The organism is Dactylosporangium sp. NPDC051541 (assembly GCF_044454505.1).
In the GTDB taxonomy this organism is placed as follows: domain Bacteria; phylum Actinomycetota; class Actinomycetes; order Mycobacteriales; family Micromonosporaceae; genus Dactylosporangium.
In genome coordinates this window covers 426162-441122 of the sequence record NZ_JBITDU010000006.1, presented here as the reverse complement: position 1 = coordinate 441122, position 14961 = coordinate 426162, and the positions used below count along the sequence as shown (strand labels likewise).

Annotated in this window: 15 protein-coding genes; 8 read left to right on the top strand and 7 right to left on the bottom strand. The window is 70.4% G+C overall.

Annotation, left to right across the window (positions count from 1 at the left end; translation table 11 throughout):
- Window positions 1–77: 77 nt before the first annotated feature.
- Window positions 78–1457 (top strand): nitric oxide synthase oxygenase, encoded by a 1380-nt coding sequence (locus ACIA8L_RS28615; protein WP_395909574.1) that lies wholly within the window; start codon window positions 78–80, stop codon window positions 1455–1457.
- Complete coding sequence (locus ACIA8L_RS28610; protein WP_395909573.1) at window positions 1454–2140, top strand: SAM-dependent methyltransferase; 687 nt, start codon at window positions 1454–1456, stop codon at window positions 2138–2140. The genes ACIA8L_RS28615 and ACIA8L_RS28610 overlap by 4 nt, the downstream gene beginning before the upstream one ends.
- Here the strand turns inward: ACIA8L_RS28610 and ACIA8L_RS28605 are convergent.
- From ACIA8L_RS28605 to ACIA8L_RS28590, 4 genes are all read right to left on the bottom strand, one after another.
- Window positions 2108–3874 (bottom strand): ATP-binding protein, encoded by a 1767-nt coding sequence (locus ACIA8L_RS28605; RefSeq protein ID WP_395909572.1) that lies wholly within the window; start codon window positions 3872–3874, stop codon window positions 2108–2110. The genes ACIA8L_RS28610 and ACIA8L_RS28605 overlap by 33 nt on opposite strands.
- Before the next feature lie 139 nt (window positions 3875–4013).
- Window positions 4014–5228 carry an ornithine--oxo-acid transaminase gene (gene rocD / locus ACIA8L_RS28600; protein WP_395909571.1) on the bottom strand — a complete coding sequence of 405 codons (1215 nt, stop codon included), beginning with the start codon at window positions 5226–5228 and terminating at the stop codon, window positions 4014–4016.
- Window positions 5225–6022: a dimethylargininase gene (ddaH, locus tag ACIA8L_RS28595; protein WP_395909570.1), complete on the bottom strand. Its 798-nt coding sequence runs from the start codon at window positions 6020–6022 to the stop codon at window positions 5225–5227. Before ddaH ends, rocD begins: the two co-directional genes overlap by 4 nt.
- A gap of 104 nt (window positions 6023–6126) precedes the next feature.
- Window positions 6127–6342: a hypothetical protein gene (locus tag ACIA8L_RS28590; protein ID WP_395909569.1), complete on the bottom strand. Its 216-nt coding sequence runs from the start codon at window positions 6340–6342 to the stop codon at window positions 6127–6129.
- Between the two features lie 81 nt (window positions 6343–6423).
- Between ACIA8L_RS28590 and ACIA8L_RS28585 the strand changes: the two genes are divergently transcribed.
- The 5 genes from ACIA8L_RS28585 to ACIA8L_RS28565 all read left to right on the top strand — a co-directional run bounded on the left by ACIA8L_RS28585 (window position 6424) and on the right by ACIA8L_RS28565 (window position 9058).
- A complete protein-coding gene (locus ACIA8L_RS28585; protein ID WP_395909568.1) occupies window positions 6424–6810 on the top strand; it encodes a hemerythrin domain-containing protein in 387 nt (128 codons plus the stop codon).
- Window positions 6811–6832: 22 nt separating this feature from the next.
- Window positions 6833–7435 (top strand): nucleotidyltransferase family protein, encoded by a 603-nt coding sequence (locus ACIA8L_RS28580; protein ID WP_395909567.1) that lies wholly within the window; start codon window positions 6833–6835, stop codon window positions 7433–7435.
- Between the two features lie 12 nt (window positions 7436–7447).
- The gene (locus ACIA8L_RS28575) at window positions 7448–7693 is read left to right on the top strand and encodes a hypothetical protein (protein WP_395909566.1); all 246 of its coding nucleotides are present in this window, start codon (window positions 7448–7450) and stop codon (window positions 7691–7693) included.
- Between the two features lie 83 nt (window positions 7694–7776).
- The gene (locus tag ACIA8L_RS28570) at window positions 7777–8535 is read left to right on the top strand and encodes a metallophosphoesterase (RefSeq protein ID WP_395909565.1); all 759 of its coding nucleotides are present in this window, start codon (window positions 7777–7779) and stop codon (window positions 8533–8535) included.
- 193 nt (window positions 8536–8728) lie between these two features.
- Entirely contained in the window at window positions 8729–9058 is a 330-nt protein-coding gene (locus ACIA8L_RS28565; RefSeq protein WP_395909564.1) for a hypothetical protein, read from the top strand.
- 9 nt (window positions 9059–9067) lie between these two features.
- On the opposite strand, the gene ACIA8L_RS28560 is transcribed toward ACIA8L_RS28565, so the two are convergent.
- A complete protein-coding gene (locus ACIA8L_RS28560; RefSeq protein WP_395909563.1) occupies window positions 9068–9865 on the bottom strand; it encodes an RNA polymerase sigma factor SigF in 798 nt (265 codons plus the stop codon).
- A 248-nt stretch (window positions 9866–10113) separates the two neighbouring features.
- Window positions 10114–11370 carry a glycosyltransferase gene (locus ACIA8L_RS28555; protein ID WP_395909562.1) on the bottom strand — a complete coding sequence of 419 codons (1257 nt, stop codon included), beginning with the start codon at window positions 11368–11370 and terminating at the stop codon, window positions 10114–10116.
- Between the two features lie 128 nt (window positions 11371–11498).
- On the opposite strand from ACIA8L_RS28555, the gene ACIA8L_RS28550 reads away from it, so the two are divergent.
- Complete coding sequence (locus ACIA8L_RS28550; RefSeq protein ID WP_395909561.1) at window positions 11499–14006, top strand: SpoIIE family protein phosphatase; 2508 nt, start codon at window positions 11499–11501, stop codon at window positions 14004–14006.
- A 294-nt stretch (window positions 14007–14300) separates the two neighbouring features.
- Here ACIA8L_RS28550 and ACIA8L_RS28545 read toward each other — a convergent pair whose 3' ends face one another.
- Window positions 14301–14927 carry a hypothetical protein gene (locus ACIA8L_RS28545; protein WP_395909560.1) on the bottom strand — a complete coding sequence of 209 codons (627 nt, stop codon included), beginning with the start codon at window positions 14925–14927 and terminating at the stop codon, window positions 14301–14303.
- Between the last annotated feature and the right edge of the window lie 34 nt (window positions 14928–14961).

Sequence of the window (14961 nt, the reverse complement as noted above, 5' to 3'; positions counted from 1 at the left end):
CGTTGTGCGACATCCGGTTTCCGTGCCTCGTCACGATGTTTGGCACCCCTGAAACATCGTTGTTGGAGGTGACGCGCGTGAGCGTGCCCGGATATCGCGACACGCCGGCCCAACCCTGGGACGCACACACCCCCGTCGATCCGGACGAGGCGGCGGAGTTCCTGGAGCTCTTCCACAGCGAGCAGCAGCCCGGCGGCAACGCCCGGGAGCGGGTCGCCCGGGTCCGCGACGAGATCGCCGAGACCGGCACCTACGCGCAGACCTACGCCGAACTGGTTTTCGGCGCCCGCGTCGCCTGGCGCAACGCGAGCCGCTGCATCGGCCGCCTCTACTGGCGCAGCCTCGTCGTACGCGACCTGCGCAAGGTCACCGCCCCCACCGAGGTCTTCGACGAGCTCGTCCGCCACCTCCGCCTGGCCGGCCAGCGCGAACGCCACGTGATCCGCCCGGTCATCTCGATCTTCGCCCCGCACGCCCCCGGCCGCCAGCACGTGCGCCTGTGGAACGACCAGCTCGTCCGCTACGCCGGCCACCGCCACGCGGACGGCACCGTCGTCGGCGACCCGAAGTACGTCCAGTTCACGGAGACGCTGCAGCAGTACGGCTGGCGCGGCAAGCCCGACGACCCGTTCGACGTCCTCCCGCTGGCCATCGAGGCCCCCGACGGCACCGTGTCCCTGCACGAGCTGCCCGAGGACGCGGTGTGGGAGGTCCCGATCGAGCACCCGGAGCAGCGCTGGTTCGCCGAGCTGGGACTGCGCTGGTACGCCATCCCCGCCATCGCCAACATGCGCCTGACGATCGGCGGCGTCGACTACCCCTTGGCCCCGTTCAACGGCTGGTACATGGGCACCGAGATCGGCGCCCGCAACCTCGCCGACCACGACCGGTACAACCTGCTGCCCCTCCTGGCCCACCGATTAGGCCTCGACACGTCCACGGAGCGCTCCCTCTGGAAGGACCGGACCCTGGTCGAACTGAACCGCGCCGTCCTGTGGTCCTTCGACCAGGCCGGCGCCCGGATCAGCGACCACCACACCGAGTCGGAACGCTTCCTGGCCCACGTCGCCAGCGAGGAGCGCTCCGGGCGCACCACCCCCGCCGACTGGTCCTGGATCGTCCCTCCGATGAGCGCCTCCACGACAGGCGTTTTCCATCGGTACTACCCTGAGGCCGATCAACGCCCCGGCTTCTACCTGGACCCGGACGCCCGCGAACTGGGAAGCCGCGGCCGCTCCCCGATCCCCGCACCGGCCGCCCGCTGCCCGGTGGCCCACGGCGAGCGCACCCCCCTCCCCCGCCCCCGCCCGGTCCCCACCTTCATTCCCCCGGTCCGCCCCGCCACCCCCGACGTGGCCGTAGCCGAGGTCACCACGGCCGACGTCCCCCAGGTCCCGTCCCAGCGCCGGGGTTGGCTCACCCGACTGCGCCGCCGATCGACCAGTATGGGTGGATGACCACCAAAGACTGGGCCGCCTGGCACGAGGCCTACGAGAACCCCGCCTCCGACCTCACCTTCCGCCTGCGCGAGGTCCAGGCCGCGATCTCCGCCTGGCTCGACTCCCGCCCCGACCCCGCGCTGCGCGTGGTCAGCATCTGCGCCGGCGAGGGCCGCGACCTGCTGGGCGTCCTGTCGACGCGCTCCGATGCCACCCGGGTCGCGGCCAGGCTGATCGAACTGGACCCGCGCAACGCCGCGGTAGCCCGCACCCGCGCGGCCGCCGCGGGCCTGTCCGGCGTCGAGGTGGCCGAGACGGACGCGGGCCTGTACACGGCATACAAGGGCGCGGTCCCAGCCGATCTGATCATCCTGGTCGGCGTCCTGGGCAACATGACCGAGCCCGACGCCCTGGCCACCATCGCCGCCCTACCGTCCCTGTGCACCCCGGGCGCCACGGTGCTATGGACCCGCGGCCGCCAGCACCACGACCCCACACCGAAGCTGCGGGCCGCCTTCACCGCGGCCGGCTTCGCCGAACAGTCCTACCTGGCCCCGCAGCACAGCGTCTTCAGCTTCGGCGTCCACCGCCTGGAAGCCCAACCACGACCCCTCCCCGCTGAAGGCCGCATGTTCACCTTCCTGGACCCTGCCGACCGGCCTCACGGTTCAGAAGAGCTGCTCCGGCGCCGGCCCGGCTGACGGCCGCACTCGCCGATATCTGGTGTGCTTGCTCGCAGAGGATGTCTCCGTCCCCTCGACCAGGCCTTCCCGCCGAAGGATGGTCAGCCACCGCCGGACCGTCTGGTCAGACAGACCTGTCGCGGCCGCCAGTTCCGCGCGGGAGGCGGTCGTGGTGCCCAGCACCTCGAGAATCTCCTCCCGACGGTTCGCCGGCGTCATCCGCCGAGGCCGGCTGCTGTCGGCCTCAACGCTGGATCGCTGCTGGAGCCGATACCTCGCCCACCGTCCGGTTCCGACCTGGTCCACCACTTCGCGCGCCACGAGATCCTGAAGTTCGCTCGTCACCTTGCGGGAGTCCAGCCCGGTCAGCTTTCGGTAGCTTGCGTTGTCGATGACTGTCCCGTCATGCATCACGCCGAGCGCCATGCACTGGCTGTCCGTCAGCCCGGCCTCTCCGAGACTGCCGATCCAGCGGACAACCTCATCACCGAGCAGAGAGTGATTGGGAAACGTAACAACGAAGGACGAGATCCGGTCCTCGAACTTCGGCGCCGTCATGCCGGCGCGTCGCAGCGATATCAGCATCGCCCGGATTCCCGAACCCCGGTTCTCGCAGACTGTTCGCTCCTCTCCGGGAATCGGGACATCCTCGAGGATTCGCAGGAGTGCGGCGTTCCGAGACGACGTTGCACCCTCCTCGCCGAGATTTTCCAGCGTCACCGGACCGAACAGACCACCCGGGTTTCGGACCACGAGACGGTCGGGAAACATCTCCACCTGGACCTGCGCTCCCCGTGAGGCAGCCGAGAGATCTCGGTGGACAAGCGCATTGGTGACAGCTTCCCGCAAGGCTGTCTCGGGATATTCCCAGATATCCTGCCGCCCGGCTCCAGTAGTAATCGCACGCCGCGACATGTTCCGCCGGACAGCCGCCAAAGCATCGCGAACCATCACCGGAATCGGCCCCTCGATCGCGACGTTGTCAAGGAAACGGACGCCGGAGTCCTCGGCCGGACCGGCTGCCGTGGGGTAGTGAACGAAAGACAGCATCAGCTGAGGAAAATGCTCTTGAGGGTAACTACCCAACGCGAGAAGCCCGCCGATCGAAACATCGTCGCCCGAGCCGTCGGGGCGGGTGACCAAGACCTTCGTACGGCGGAGAATCTCCTCCGTGTTCAGATCACGGTAGGAGTACGGACGGCTGCTCTGCAGCCGCAATATCATCGCTGACACCAGGTGCGGATCGAGCGCCTCGATACCAACACCCACGACCGGCTCGAGGTCATCCTTCGGCTGTCCACGTGCGGACAGCATCATCTGCACCTCGTAGCTGGAGAGCTGTCGATCACCATCGTGGAGGCGCGTGTAGGCACCTTTGGTCAGGCCCGCACCCTTGTAGTAGCAAGGCTTCTGTTCCCGCGGGATCTCCGGCACTTCCGCGACGACGACCTGGACGCCTTCGAAAGGGAGAATCTGTATGTAGGGCCGTAACGCCGGCTCCATTTCACTGGAACAAAGCGCGGCCAGGTCCGACGCGAGCTTGGCTGGATCGCCGAGCGCCACGGGCTGGAAGCGCGCCGCCTCGTCCAAGCCGAGGACGACGATCCCTCCGCGCGTGTTGGAGAAGGCCGACAGCGTTTCGCGCAGGCTTTTCGGGAAGCCGCCCTGCGCCTTCTTCACTTCGATATCAGCTACGTCGCTGCCCAGCACGCGGAGGTTCTCGACGATCTCCACGAGTTCTTCCGCGTTCACACCGCCACCATCCTGCTCATGATCCTGCTAATGAGGCAGATTAGCAGGATCATTAGCAGGATGCGCTGGCAGCGCGGCCACGCCGGAGATGGCGGGGACACGCGAGACGTGCCGGCGGTCGGTTGGGATCCTGAGTCCGTCAGGACTTGAGGACTGCCTCCAGGGCGTCCACGGCCATGTCGATCTCGTCCTTCGTGACGACCAGCGGCGGGGCCAGGCGGAGCGTCGACCCGTGAGTGTCCTTGGCCAGGACGCCGCGGGCCATCAACCGCTCGCTGGCCTCGCGGCCGGTCATCAGCAAAGGGTCGATATCGATCCCGGCCCACAGCCCCCGCCCGCGCACGGCGGTCAGGCCGTGGCCGACCAGGGCGTTGAGCCGGCGGTGCAGGTGCGCGCCGACCTCGCGGGCCTGTGCCTGGGGTTCGCCGGTCGCGAGCAGGGCGATGACGGCGCGGGCCACCGCGCAGGCCAGGGGGTTGCCGCCGAACGTGGAGCCGTGCTCACCCGGGCGCAGGACGCCCAGGATGGCCGCGGACGCCGCGACTGCGGAGACCGGGACGATGCCGCCGCCCAAGGCTTTGCCCAGGATGTACATGTCGGGCACGACCTGTTCGTCGTCGCAGGCGAACGTCGCGCCGGTGCGGCCCAGGCCGGACTGGATCTCGTCGGCGACGAAGAGGACGTTGCGCGACGTGCACAGGCGGCGGACGCCGGGGAGGTAGCCCGGGGGCGGGACCAGGACGCCGGCCTCGCCCTGGATCGGCTCCAGGAGGACCGCGACCGTCGTGTCGTCGATCGCCGCGGCGAGCGCGTCGAGGTCGCCGTAGGGCACGACCACGAAGCCGGGCGTGTAGGGGCCGTAGTCGGCGCGGGCCTCGGGGTCGGTGGAGAAGCTCACGATGGTCGTGGTGCGGCCGTGGAAGTTGCCGTCGGCCACGATGATGGTGGCCTGGTTCGCGGGCACGCCCTTGACCTTGTACCCCCACTTGCGCGAGACCTTGATCGCGGTCTCGACGGCCTCGGCGCCGCTGTTCATCGGCAGGATCATGTCTTTGCCGGTCAGGGCGGCCAGGTCCGCGCAGAACGGGCCGAACTGGTCGTGCAGGAACGCGCGGCTGGTCAGGGTGACCCGGTCCAGCTGCTCGCGGGCGGCGGCGATGAGGGCGGGGTGGCGGTGGCCGAAGTTCAGCGCGGAGTAGCCGGCCAGACAGTCGAGGTAGCGCCGGCCGTCGACGTCGGTGACCCAGGCGCCCTCGGCCTCGGCGATGACGACCGGGAGCGGGTGGTAGTTGTGCGCGGTGTGCCGCTCGGCCTCCTCGACCGCCGGGGCCGTCCGGTTCGCAATGCTGGTCATCCCCGCACCTCCAATGTGCAGCACTTCGGGCCGCCGCCGGCCCGGTGCAGTTCCGAGACGTCGACCGGGATCGGCTCGAACCCCTTCGACGCTAGTCGCGCGGCCAGCTCGGTGGCGGCGGACGGCAGGACGACCCGGTGGCCGTCGCTGACGGCGTTGAGGCCCAGGACGGCCGCGTCGGCCGCGGTGGCGAGCACGGCATCGGGGTACAACCGCCGCAGCACTTCCTGACTGCCACGGGAGAAGGCACCGGGGTAGTAGGCGACGTTCTCGGGCGACAGCACGGTCAGCGCGGTGTCCAGGTGGTAGTAGCGCGGGTCGACCAGCTGCAGCGTGAGGACGGGCCGGCCGAAGAGCTCCTGGGCCTCGGCGTGCGCGGCGTGCTCGGTGCGCAGCCCGGTGCCGGCCAGGATCCACTCGCCGGCCAGCAGCAGGTCGCCCTCGCCCTCGTTGACGCTCTTCGCGGCGTGCACGTCGAAGCCGTTGCGGGCGAACCACTCCAGGTAGGCCGGGCCTTCGTCGGCGCGCTCGGGGTGGCGGAACTGGGCGCCGTAGACCCGGCCGTCGACGACCGTCGCACCGTTGGCGGCGAAGACCATGTCGGGCAGGCCGGGGATCGGGTCGATGAGCTCGACGGTGTGGCCCAGCGAGCGGTACAGCTCGTAGAGGGTCGTCCACTGCGCCACGGCCCGGGCGGCGTCGACCGGCGCGGTCGGGTCCATCCACGGGTTGATCGCGTAGTCCACCGCGAAGTACGTCGGGCGGCACATGAGGTAACGACGACTCATGGTCATGTGCACCAACGTACGACCCCCGAAGCCGTCGAACCATTGCGATTCAGTGCGTTTCAAAGCATTTTTCTTGTGTGGTACTCCCACAAGCCGACGATTCGTTGCGTCTACTTGAGTTCACGCCAATTGCCGGGCTGTGCCAGCAGACCGGAGACGCAGTTCATCGCGCTGTCCTCGTCGGCGAACTCGAAGCGCCGGGCGCGCCCGTCGGCCCCGCCCTCCCGCGACTCCACCCACCACACGCCGCCGTCCTCGAACACGTAGACGTCGCGCCGCGCGAGCCGGCCCCAGGTGCCATTCCACCAGTGTTTTCTCCGCTCCATGGCGAGTATTCGAACACATGTTCCAAGATCGCGAAAGCCTTAGTCCGTTACGTCGATGGCTTGTATGGGTACCCCCGGTCCATGTCGGCGGATCTTCTCGAGCTCCTCACGGCCGAACACCGCCGGCTGGAGTCGCTGTTCGCCGACGTCGAGACCGCGCCGACGGCCGAACTGCGCCAGGCCGCGCTCATCGCCGCCGCGGACGCCCTCGAGCAGCACACCGACGCCGAGACCCAGTTCCTGCACCCGGCCCTGGCCGCGCACCTGCCGGCCGGGCCGGACATCGCGGCCTACGAGGAGGCGGAGCACGCCGCGTTCGGGCCGCTGACGCCGAGTTGCTTCGACACCGTGCGCCAGCACATGCTGGAGGAGGAGACCGAGCTCTTCCCGCGCCTGGCCCAGGCCTGCCCGGCCGGTGAACTGCTCCGCCTGGGTGAGCTGCTGCAATCATCGCGTGTGGCGGAATGATCAGACGGGTAAGCCGTCAATCATGGCAGTTTCCGAAGACAGGCAGCCGCTGATCGCCACGCTCAAGAAGGCCGCGTTCCAGCTCAAGGAAGCGGACATTCCCTTCTGCCTGGCGGGAAGCTTCGCGGTGTACGCCCGCGGCGGGGAGTCCGTCGACCACGACATCGACTTCCTCATCAAGGAAGAGGACGCCGAGCGGGTGCTCGCGACGCTGGCCGAGATCGGGTTCCGCACCGACGTGCCGCCCGAGGGCTGGCTGGTCAAGGCCTGGGACCAGACCGAGGACGACGGCGACCTGCTCATCGACTTCATCTTCTGCCCCGTGCAGCGCCCGGTGACCGACGCGACGATGCGGGACACCGACATCATCGCCGTCAACGCCTGCCACATGCCGGTCCTCTCGGCCACCGAACTGATGATTCACAAGGTGCTGACGTGGTCGGCGCACTACTGCGACTACGCGCGCGGCCTGCCCGTCGCGCGGTCGTTGCGCGAGCAGATCGACTGGCCCCGGGTCTACCGGGAAACGGCCCACTCGCCCTACGCGCATGCTTTCCTGTTCCTGATCGACCGTCTCGGCGTGGTATCCCTGGCCGAGACCACAGCTCTGGCCGCGGCCGTCTGAGGGGGAAAGACGATGTCCACAGACCAGTACGTCGAGGGCGAACTGCAGCACCTGCTGGCCGAGGACGAGCGCATCACGGAGCAGGGCATCCGATTCGTCCGTACCGACGCCGGCATCGCACTTGTCGGTGAAGTGGAGAGCGCCGAGCGGCGCGCCGCCATCTGCCAGGTGGTCGCCGAGGCGTTCCCGGACCTTCCGGTGCAGTGCAACATCGGCCTGACCCGAGTCCACGAGCCCGATGAGGTGGAGGAGCTGTGAGCGGTTCGGAGCGAAGCGGAGAGGCCGCTCACCAGGAGGAACAGTTTAGGCGCGCCGGCGCTGGAGCTTGCGGAGGCGTCGGCGTGTCAGGGACCAGCGAGGGGTGTGTCCGGGTCGCGGCGGTCGGCGACGTCCACCTCGACCAGGATGTGGTCGGCCGTTACCGGCCCGCGCTGGAGCACCTCGGCGAGAAGGCCGACCTGCTGCTCCTGGCCGGCGACCTGACCAGGCACGGCACGCCCGAGGAGGCGGCCTGCGTGGCCCGGGAGTTCGGCGGCCTGCCCGTCCCCGTCGTCGCGATCCTCGGCAATCACGACTATCACTCGGACCAGCAAAATGCGGTTTCGGGGGTACTGCAAGAGGCCGGCCTGACCGTCCTGGAGTGCACGAGCACCGTCCTGACCTGCAACGGCGTGCGCGTCGGCATCGCGGGCACGAAGGGTTTCGGCGGCGGTTTCGCGGGCGCCTGCGCCAGCGAGTTCGGCGAGCCGGAGATGAAAGCGTTCACCCGCCACGGCCGCGAACTGGCCGCCCGCTTCGGCACGGCCCTGGCCGCCCTCGACTGCGACGTACGGATCGCCCTGACCCACTACTCACCGGTCCCCGAAACCCTGCTGGGCGAACCTCTGGAGATCTACCCCTTCCTGGGCTCCTACCACCTGGCCCAGGCCATCGACGCCACCCCGGGCACCGCCCTGGCCGTCCACGGCCACGCCCACGCGGGCTCCGAACGAGGCACAACCCCAGGCGGCGTCCCGGTCCGCAACGTAGCCCACCCGGTGATCAAGCAGGCCTACAACGTCTACCAGCTCTCGGTCAGCGAACTCCTCACCCCCGCGTAAGGTGCAGCCTTCACGCAGCCGGGCGACTCGTCCGGAGCGACCAGGCGCCACCGCAATGGTCGCGGTCCCGGGTGCTGGACACGCCGTGGTTCCCCTCATCGCTGCCGTCCAAGCGCATGGAGGCCCTGGTCTGGGCCCCCGCCGCGTTCCGCAAGCACGGCGTCTACCTCTCCGCACGCGATCTTGAAGCCGCATGAGCGACGACGGACTCCTCGGGCGGGCGGAGCTCGAGCGAGCGTTCGCCGCGTTGGGCGACCGGCTGGTCCGCCGCGGCGTGGTGGCCGACCTGTTCATCGTCGGCGGCGCCGCGATGGCCCTCGCGTACGACGCCAACCGGGTGACCCGCGACGTCGACGCCACGTTCGTGCCGCACGGCGTGGTCCTGGAGGAGGCGCGCAACGTGGCCGAGGCGATGGGCCTGCCGCCGTGGTGGCTCAACGAGCAGGCCAGCGCCTATGTCTCCACGCAGCACGACGGCGGCCGGCGCGAGGTGTTCGACCACCCCGCCCGGGAAGACCGCTGATCGCGCTCCTCAGAACGGTTCGACGAGTTCGCCGCGCAGGAAGGTCAGGGCGTGGGCCAGGAGGCGGGAGACGTGCATCTGCGAGATGCCGAGGCGTTCCGCGATCTGGGTCTGGGTGAGGTTGCCGAAGAAGCGCATCGCGATGATGCGTTGCTCGCGCTCCGGCAGGCGGGCGATCAGCGGGCGCAGCGACTCCCGGTAGTCGACGGCCTCCAGTTCCCGGTCAGCGGCGCCGAGGAGGTCGGCGAGTTCGGCTCCGGTGTCTTCGCCGATGCCGCCGAGCGGGGCGTTGATCGAGAGGGCGCGGTAGGCGTGGCCGGATTCGAGGCCTTCGATGACCTCTTCCTCGCTGACGCCGACGCGGGTGGCGAGGTCGGCGACGGTCGGTGAGCGGCCGAGTTCCTGGGCCAGGTCGCCGGAGATCTTGCTGAGTTCGAGGCGGAGTTCCTGGAGGCGGCGGGGTACGCGCACGTCCCAGCCCTTGTCGCGGAAGTGGCGCTTCAGCTCGCCGACGATCATCGGGATCGCGTAGCTGGTGAAGGCCGCGCCGCGGGTCGGGTCGTAGCCGTCGACGGATTTGATGAGGCCGACGCCGGCGACCTGGGTGAGGTCGTCGAGGGGTTCGCCGCGGTTGCGGAAGCGGCGGGCCAGGTATTCGGCGAGCGGGAAGTACAGCTCGATGAGCCGGCCGCGGATGCGGGCGCGGTCGGGGCTGCCGGCCGGGAGGTCGGCCAGGAGGGTCAGGAGCGCGGCGGCGGCCGTCTCGGCTTCCTTGCCGGGTGCGCGGCCTACGGTGGGAACGGTCATGAGGGGGTCCCCCTGCCAGACACAGCCGCGGACCAGCGCAGACGCGCGGCGTAGCGGCTTCAGGTTCGGCCGGTGGCGCCCTGGTCTCGAGCGCCCGGCACGGGCCTTCGGCGACTGGGTCGCGGCTGATTTGACGACCCGCCGAGGCCATCCATCGGTGGAGAAGATCCAACGACGGATGCAGATGTGGTTTGTTCAACCTACCCCGTGCTCGGACCCGAAAACAAGACACTCCCCACCGAACGTGGTCAGGAGACCTCGGAGAGTTCGTCCTCGTCGGACTCCTCGGCCTCGGTGACTCCCGTGACGGTGCGGTACACCCGCTCCAGTTCGGTCGCGGAGCGCTCCCACGTGTAGCGGGAGCGGACCCGGTCGATCGCGGCGCTGGCGAAGCTCATCCGGCGGACCTCGTCGCCGAGCAGCGACCGCAGCGCGCCGGCCAGGCCGTTGATGTCACGGGGCGGGACGAGGACGCCGGTGACGTTGTCGATGACGCTCTCGCCGATGCCGCCGACCTCGTAGCCGACCACCGGCACACCGCAGGCCATGGCCTCGAGCGGGGTCAGGCCGAACGGCTCGTACCAGGGTGCGCAGGCCAGCACGTCGGCGGAGCGGTACCACGCGGGCAGGTCGTCGTGCGGGACGGCGCCGACGATGCGGACCCGGTCGGCGACACCGTGGCCGTCGGCCAGCTCCAGCAGCCGGCGGGCCTGCGGGTCGGTGTCGATGTCGCGGGGCGGGCGGGCCGGGTCGGAGCCGCCGATGACGACCAGCTCGGCCCCCGGCACCCGGCGCAGCGCCTCGATCAGGTCGCCGAAGCCCTTGCGCTCCACCAGCGGCCCGACCGAGAGGATGCGGCGCACTCCCGGGCGGCGGTGGTCGGCGGCCGGCCCCGTGGGTGTGAACCTTTCAGTGTCGACCCCGGCCGGGACGATCACGGTCGAGCCGCGGCGGACGCCCATCCGGCCCAGCTCGGCGACCTCGTCCTCACTCTGCGCGACGACCCGGTCGGCCAGGGAGCCGAGCGTGCGCTCCAGCCCGGCGCGGGGGCCCTGGCTGGTGTTGCGGTCCATCGGCAGGTGGCGGCGCTCGGCCGCGGCCAGGCCGTGGTAGGTGACGATGACCGGGCGGCGCACGTCGGCGGTGGCGGTGAGCGCGGCCAGGCCGGAGAGCCAGTAGTGGGCGTGCACGACGTCCGGGCCGCTGCCGGGCTGGTCGCCCCAGCGGGTGGCCAGGGCGCGGCCGAAGTCGCCCATCAGGGTCAGCTGGTCGTCCGGCGGCAGCGGCTCCGCGGGGCCGGCCGGGACCTGTTCGACGGTGACGCCGGGCGCGAGGGGCACCGACTCGGGCACGCTTTTGTCCTCGCGCCGCACGTAGACGGTGACCTCGTGTGCCAGGGCGCCGAGGGCCTCGGCCAGGGCCGCCACGTGCGTGTGCCGGCCGCCCGCCGTCGGTCCCCCCAGCCCGAGCGGGCTGGCCTGAGCGGAGACCAAAGCGATCCTCAACTCTTCCAACCTCCACAAACCGACTGCGCTGACCTGCCAACGCCCCTACCCGGGCCGGATGGTGGTAAACATCAACGGGCGAGTCGACGCAGGCGCGCATCGAGGCACGGACGGGAGAGGCAGAAGCAATGGCCGACAAGGCCCCCGAGGAGAGCGGCAGCAGCAGCGCGGAGCCGGCCGAGGCGCTGGCCGCCCTGGTCGCGAAGCTGCGGGCCGAGCTGACCGGGGTGCGCACCGCCATGCGCAACCGCGCCGTGATCGAGCAGGCCAAGGGTGTGCTCGTGGAGCGGCTCGGCGTCACCCCCGACCAGGGCTTCGACCAACTGGTGCGGCTCAGTCAGCGCACCAACATCAAGCTCATCGAGGTCGCCGCGGCCATCGTCGGCACCACGTCACCCGACCCCAATGCGCCCGATGTGGTGAATCTCATCGACGACGAGCTGCGCCAGCACGTCGCTCTCGCGCGAGGCAAAAAGCCCGAAAAGCCAGATTCTTCGGTGGTACTCCCTCAAGCCCGCAAACGCGCGAGCCGTACCCCCGAAGTCGAAGCTTTGCAGTCCCAACATCAGCTGTTGAGCGCCCGGATCGCGGCCGCGCGCAGCTATGACGAGATCTGTGATGTGCTCGGCACCGCGCCGACCGCGTGGCCGGCCCCGACCGCCGTCCTGCTGACCCTGCTCGACCCGGACGGTGCGCAGCGCGGCGTGGGCACGTTCGGCGTCGCCGGTGAGGTGCGCACCCAGTGGTCGCGCATTCCCCCGGACCCGGGCCTGCCGCTGGTCGTCGCCGCCCAGGACGTCGAGACGCTCTGGCTCGCGCCGGAGCCGGACACCCGGCGGCGCTTCCCGGTGCTGGGCCAGCCGCCGTTCGGCGGGGAGACGCTGCTCGCCTCGCCGCTGATCTCCGGCGAACGGGTCATCGGCGGCATCCTCATGACCTGGGCCGAGGCGCTCCCGGAGGCGGAGGAGCTGCGCCGATACGTCGCCGCGCTCCTCGAGCCCGTGGGCCGCCAGGTCGACACGCTCATCCGCGACGAGATCGCCAGCGCCTGGTTCAACGTCGCCGGCGAGGACAGCGGGCAGGCGGCCCCGGCCCAGGTGTGGCTGCCGACCGTCGTCGACGCGCTGCACGACCCGGCCGCCCTGCTCTCCCCGGTGCAGGAGGAGGGGCAGGTCGTCGACTTCCGCGTGGAGTACGCCAACGGTCTCGCGCGCCAGATCTTCTCCGGGGCCCGGGTCGACCCCGACGAGGCCACGCTGCTGGCCGCCTACCCGGCGCTCGGCAGTTCGACGCTGCTGCCGGAGTTCGCACGGGTGCTGCAGGACGGTCAGCCGAGGCGCCTGGACGGGCTGCGGGCCGACCCGCGCACCGACGGCGTCCCGGGCCCGCAGACGCTCTCCGTGCACGTCGTGCGCCTCTGGGACCGCGTATTCGCCGTGTGGCGGGTCGCGACCGAGGCCGACCTGCTCTACGACCAGCTGCTGCAGGCCGAGCGGATCGCCGGCATCGGATCGTTCTGCTGGGAGCTGCGCGACCCGGAGCCCCGCTGCTCGCCCGAGCTGGTCGCGCTGTTCCACCGCGGCCAGGGCGGCCGCGAGCCGGCCCGCGACGGCAGCCGCATCCCGGTCGCCGAGCTCGCCGCCAGCGTCCACCCCGACGACCTGCTGGCCGTCCAGGACGCGGTGCGCCGCACGATCGTCGAGGGCAAGCAGCTCCTGGCCGAGGTCCGCGGCGCCGGCCGGGTCAACGGCCGCCGCCTGCGCCTGACCGCCGAGCCCATCCACGACGACACCGGCAACGTCACCGCCGTGCGCGGCACCGTCCAGGACGTCACCGAGGAGCGCGCCATCGAGGCCCGTCTCCGCCGCGCCGAGGAGGCCCTGGCCGCGCAGCGCCACCGCCTGGCCGACGAACGCCGCGCGGCCGAAGCGCTGCAGAAGGCCCTCCTACCGACCGACCCGGAGCTGGGCCACCTGGAGGGCGTCGAGATCTGCGGCCGCTGCCGCTCCCCCGAGCGCGTCGGCACGATCGACGGCGACTGGTTCGACGCCACCCCCGTCGGCCCCGACGGCAGCTCGATCCTGGTGCTGGGCGACGTGGACGAGCGCGGCCTGTCCTCGATGACGACCGCAGCCCGCCTGCGCTACGCGGTCCGGGCCTACGCGATGCTGGACATGCCCCCCGGCGACATCCTCACGGCCGTCAACACCATGCTCTGCCAGATGGAGACCGAGCACACGGCCTGCCTGATCGTGGCCCGCTACAACCCGCAGACCCGCGAGCTCCGCTGGGCCGCCGCCGGCCAGGTAGCCCCGATCCGCTACGCCGCCGACGGCCGCGGCGAGGTCCTGTCGGGTCCGCTGGGTCTCCCGCTGGGCGAGGTGGACCAGATGCGCTACACCGACACGGCCGTGACGTTGGCCCCCGGCGACCGCGTCCTGTTCTACACGGGCGGCAACGCGGGCGTCCCCCGCACCCGCTCCGACCGCCGCCGAGGCGGTGGCCTGGAGCTGGTCCGCCGAGCCGGCGAGACAATCGACATGTCAAACTTCGACGCCGTAGTGGACCACCTGATGACAGTCCTCAACGTCCCCGAGGACGAAGACGTCTGCGCCATGCTCGTCCACGTCCCCTGACACCTCCCCACCGACGAACGTCGACTTTCGCCAGCGCACGTCGACCGCACCCACGCGCGTCGACCCGGCCAGCGCACGTTGACTACGGCGACGCCCGTCGACCCGGCCAGCGCACGTTGACTACGGCGACGCCCGTCGATCGCACCGACGCACGTTGACTACCGCGGGCGCACGTTGACTTCACACACGCACGTTGACTACGGCGGTGCGGGTTGACTTTCGTCGGCGGGGTTGATTTGGGTGGCGGGGGTTGATTTTCGTCAACGTGGTTGATTTTCGTCGACGTTGATTGGGTTACAGGGTTCTCGAGTCCCAGTCCCAGTGCTGGGCCAGGCCGTCGAAGCGGCCCAGGGCGTCGCGGTGGCGGGCGGCTATGACGATGCGGTCGGGGCCCAAGTGGGCCAGCAGGTCGTCGTCGCCGTAGTAGCGGAGGGCGGGGTCGGGCCATTGCCACAGGCCGTCGTCGAGCTCGCGTAGGCGGACTTTCACCTCGCGTAGCTCGTGCGCGGTCGGGTTCATCCGGACCAGGCCGTGCACGGGGGCGTAGGTGGCCTCGTAGACGGCGGCGTAGACCAGGAACCGCGACAGCGGCAGGCCCGTGTGCAGGTCGTCGTTCTCGATGACCTCCGGGTCGAGGGCGCCGGCGGCGAAGGCTTCGGCGTCGTACGAGTACCAATCGCCGGCGCCCTGCCAGAAGCGGGGACGGCCCGGCGGGAGGATCTCGTGGTCGCGGCTCAGGGGGAAGGTGTACCTGGCGGCCAGGCGGTGCCACTCCGCCAGGGCCTCCGGGATGGCGGGCAGGCGCAGGTCGGCGGGCGGGCGGTCCGGGGGGCCATACCAGCGGTACACGAACCGGCCCAGACTGTCGGGCGCGACGACGTCCAACTCGTACACGTCGACCATGATGCCGCGTTGTTGCATATTCGCTACCAAATCCCAGAAGTAGAGCATTACG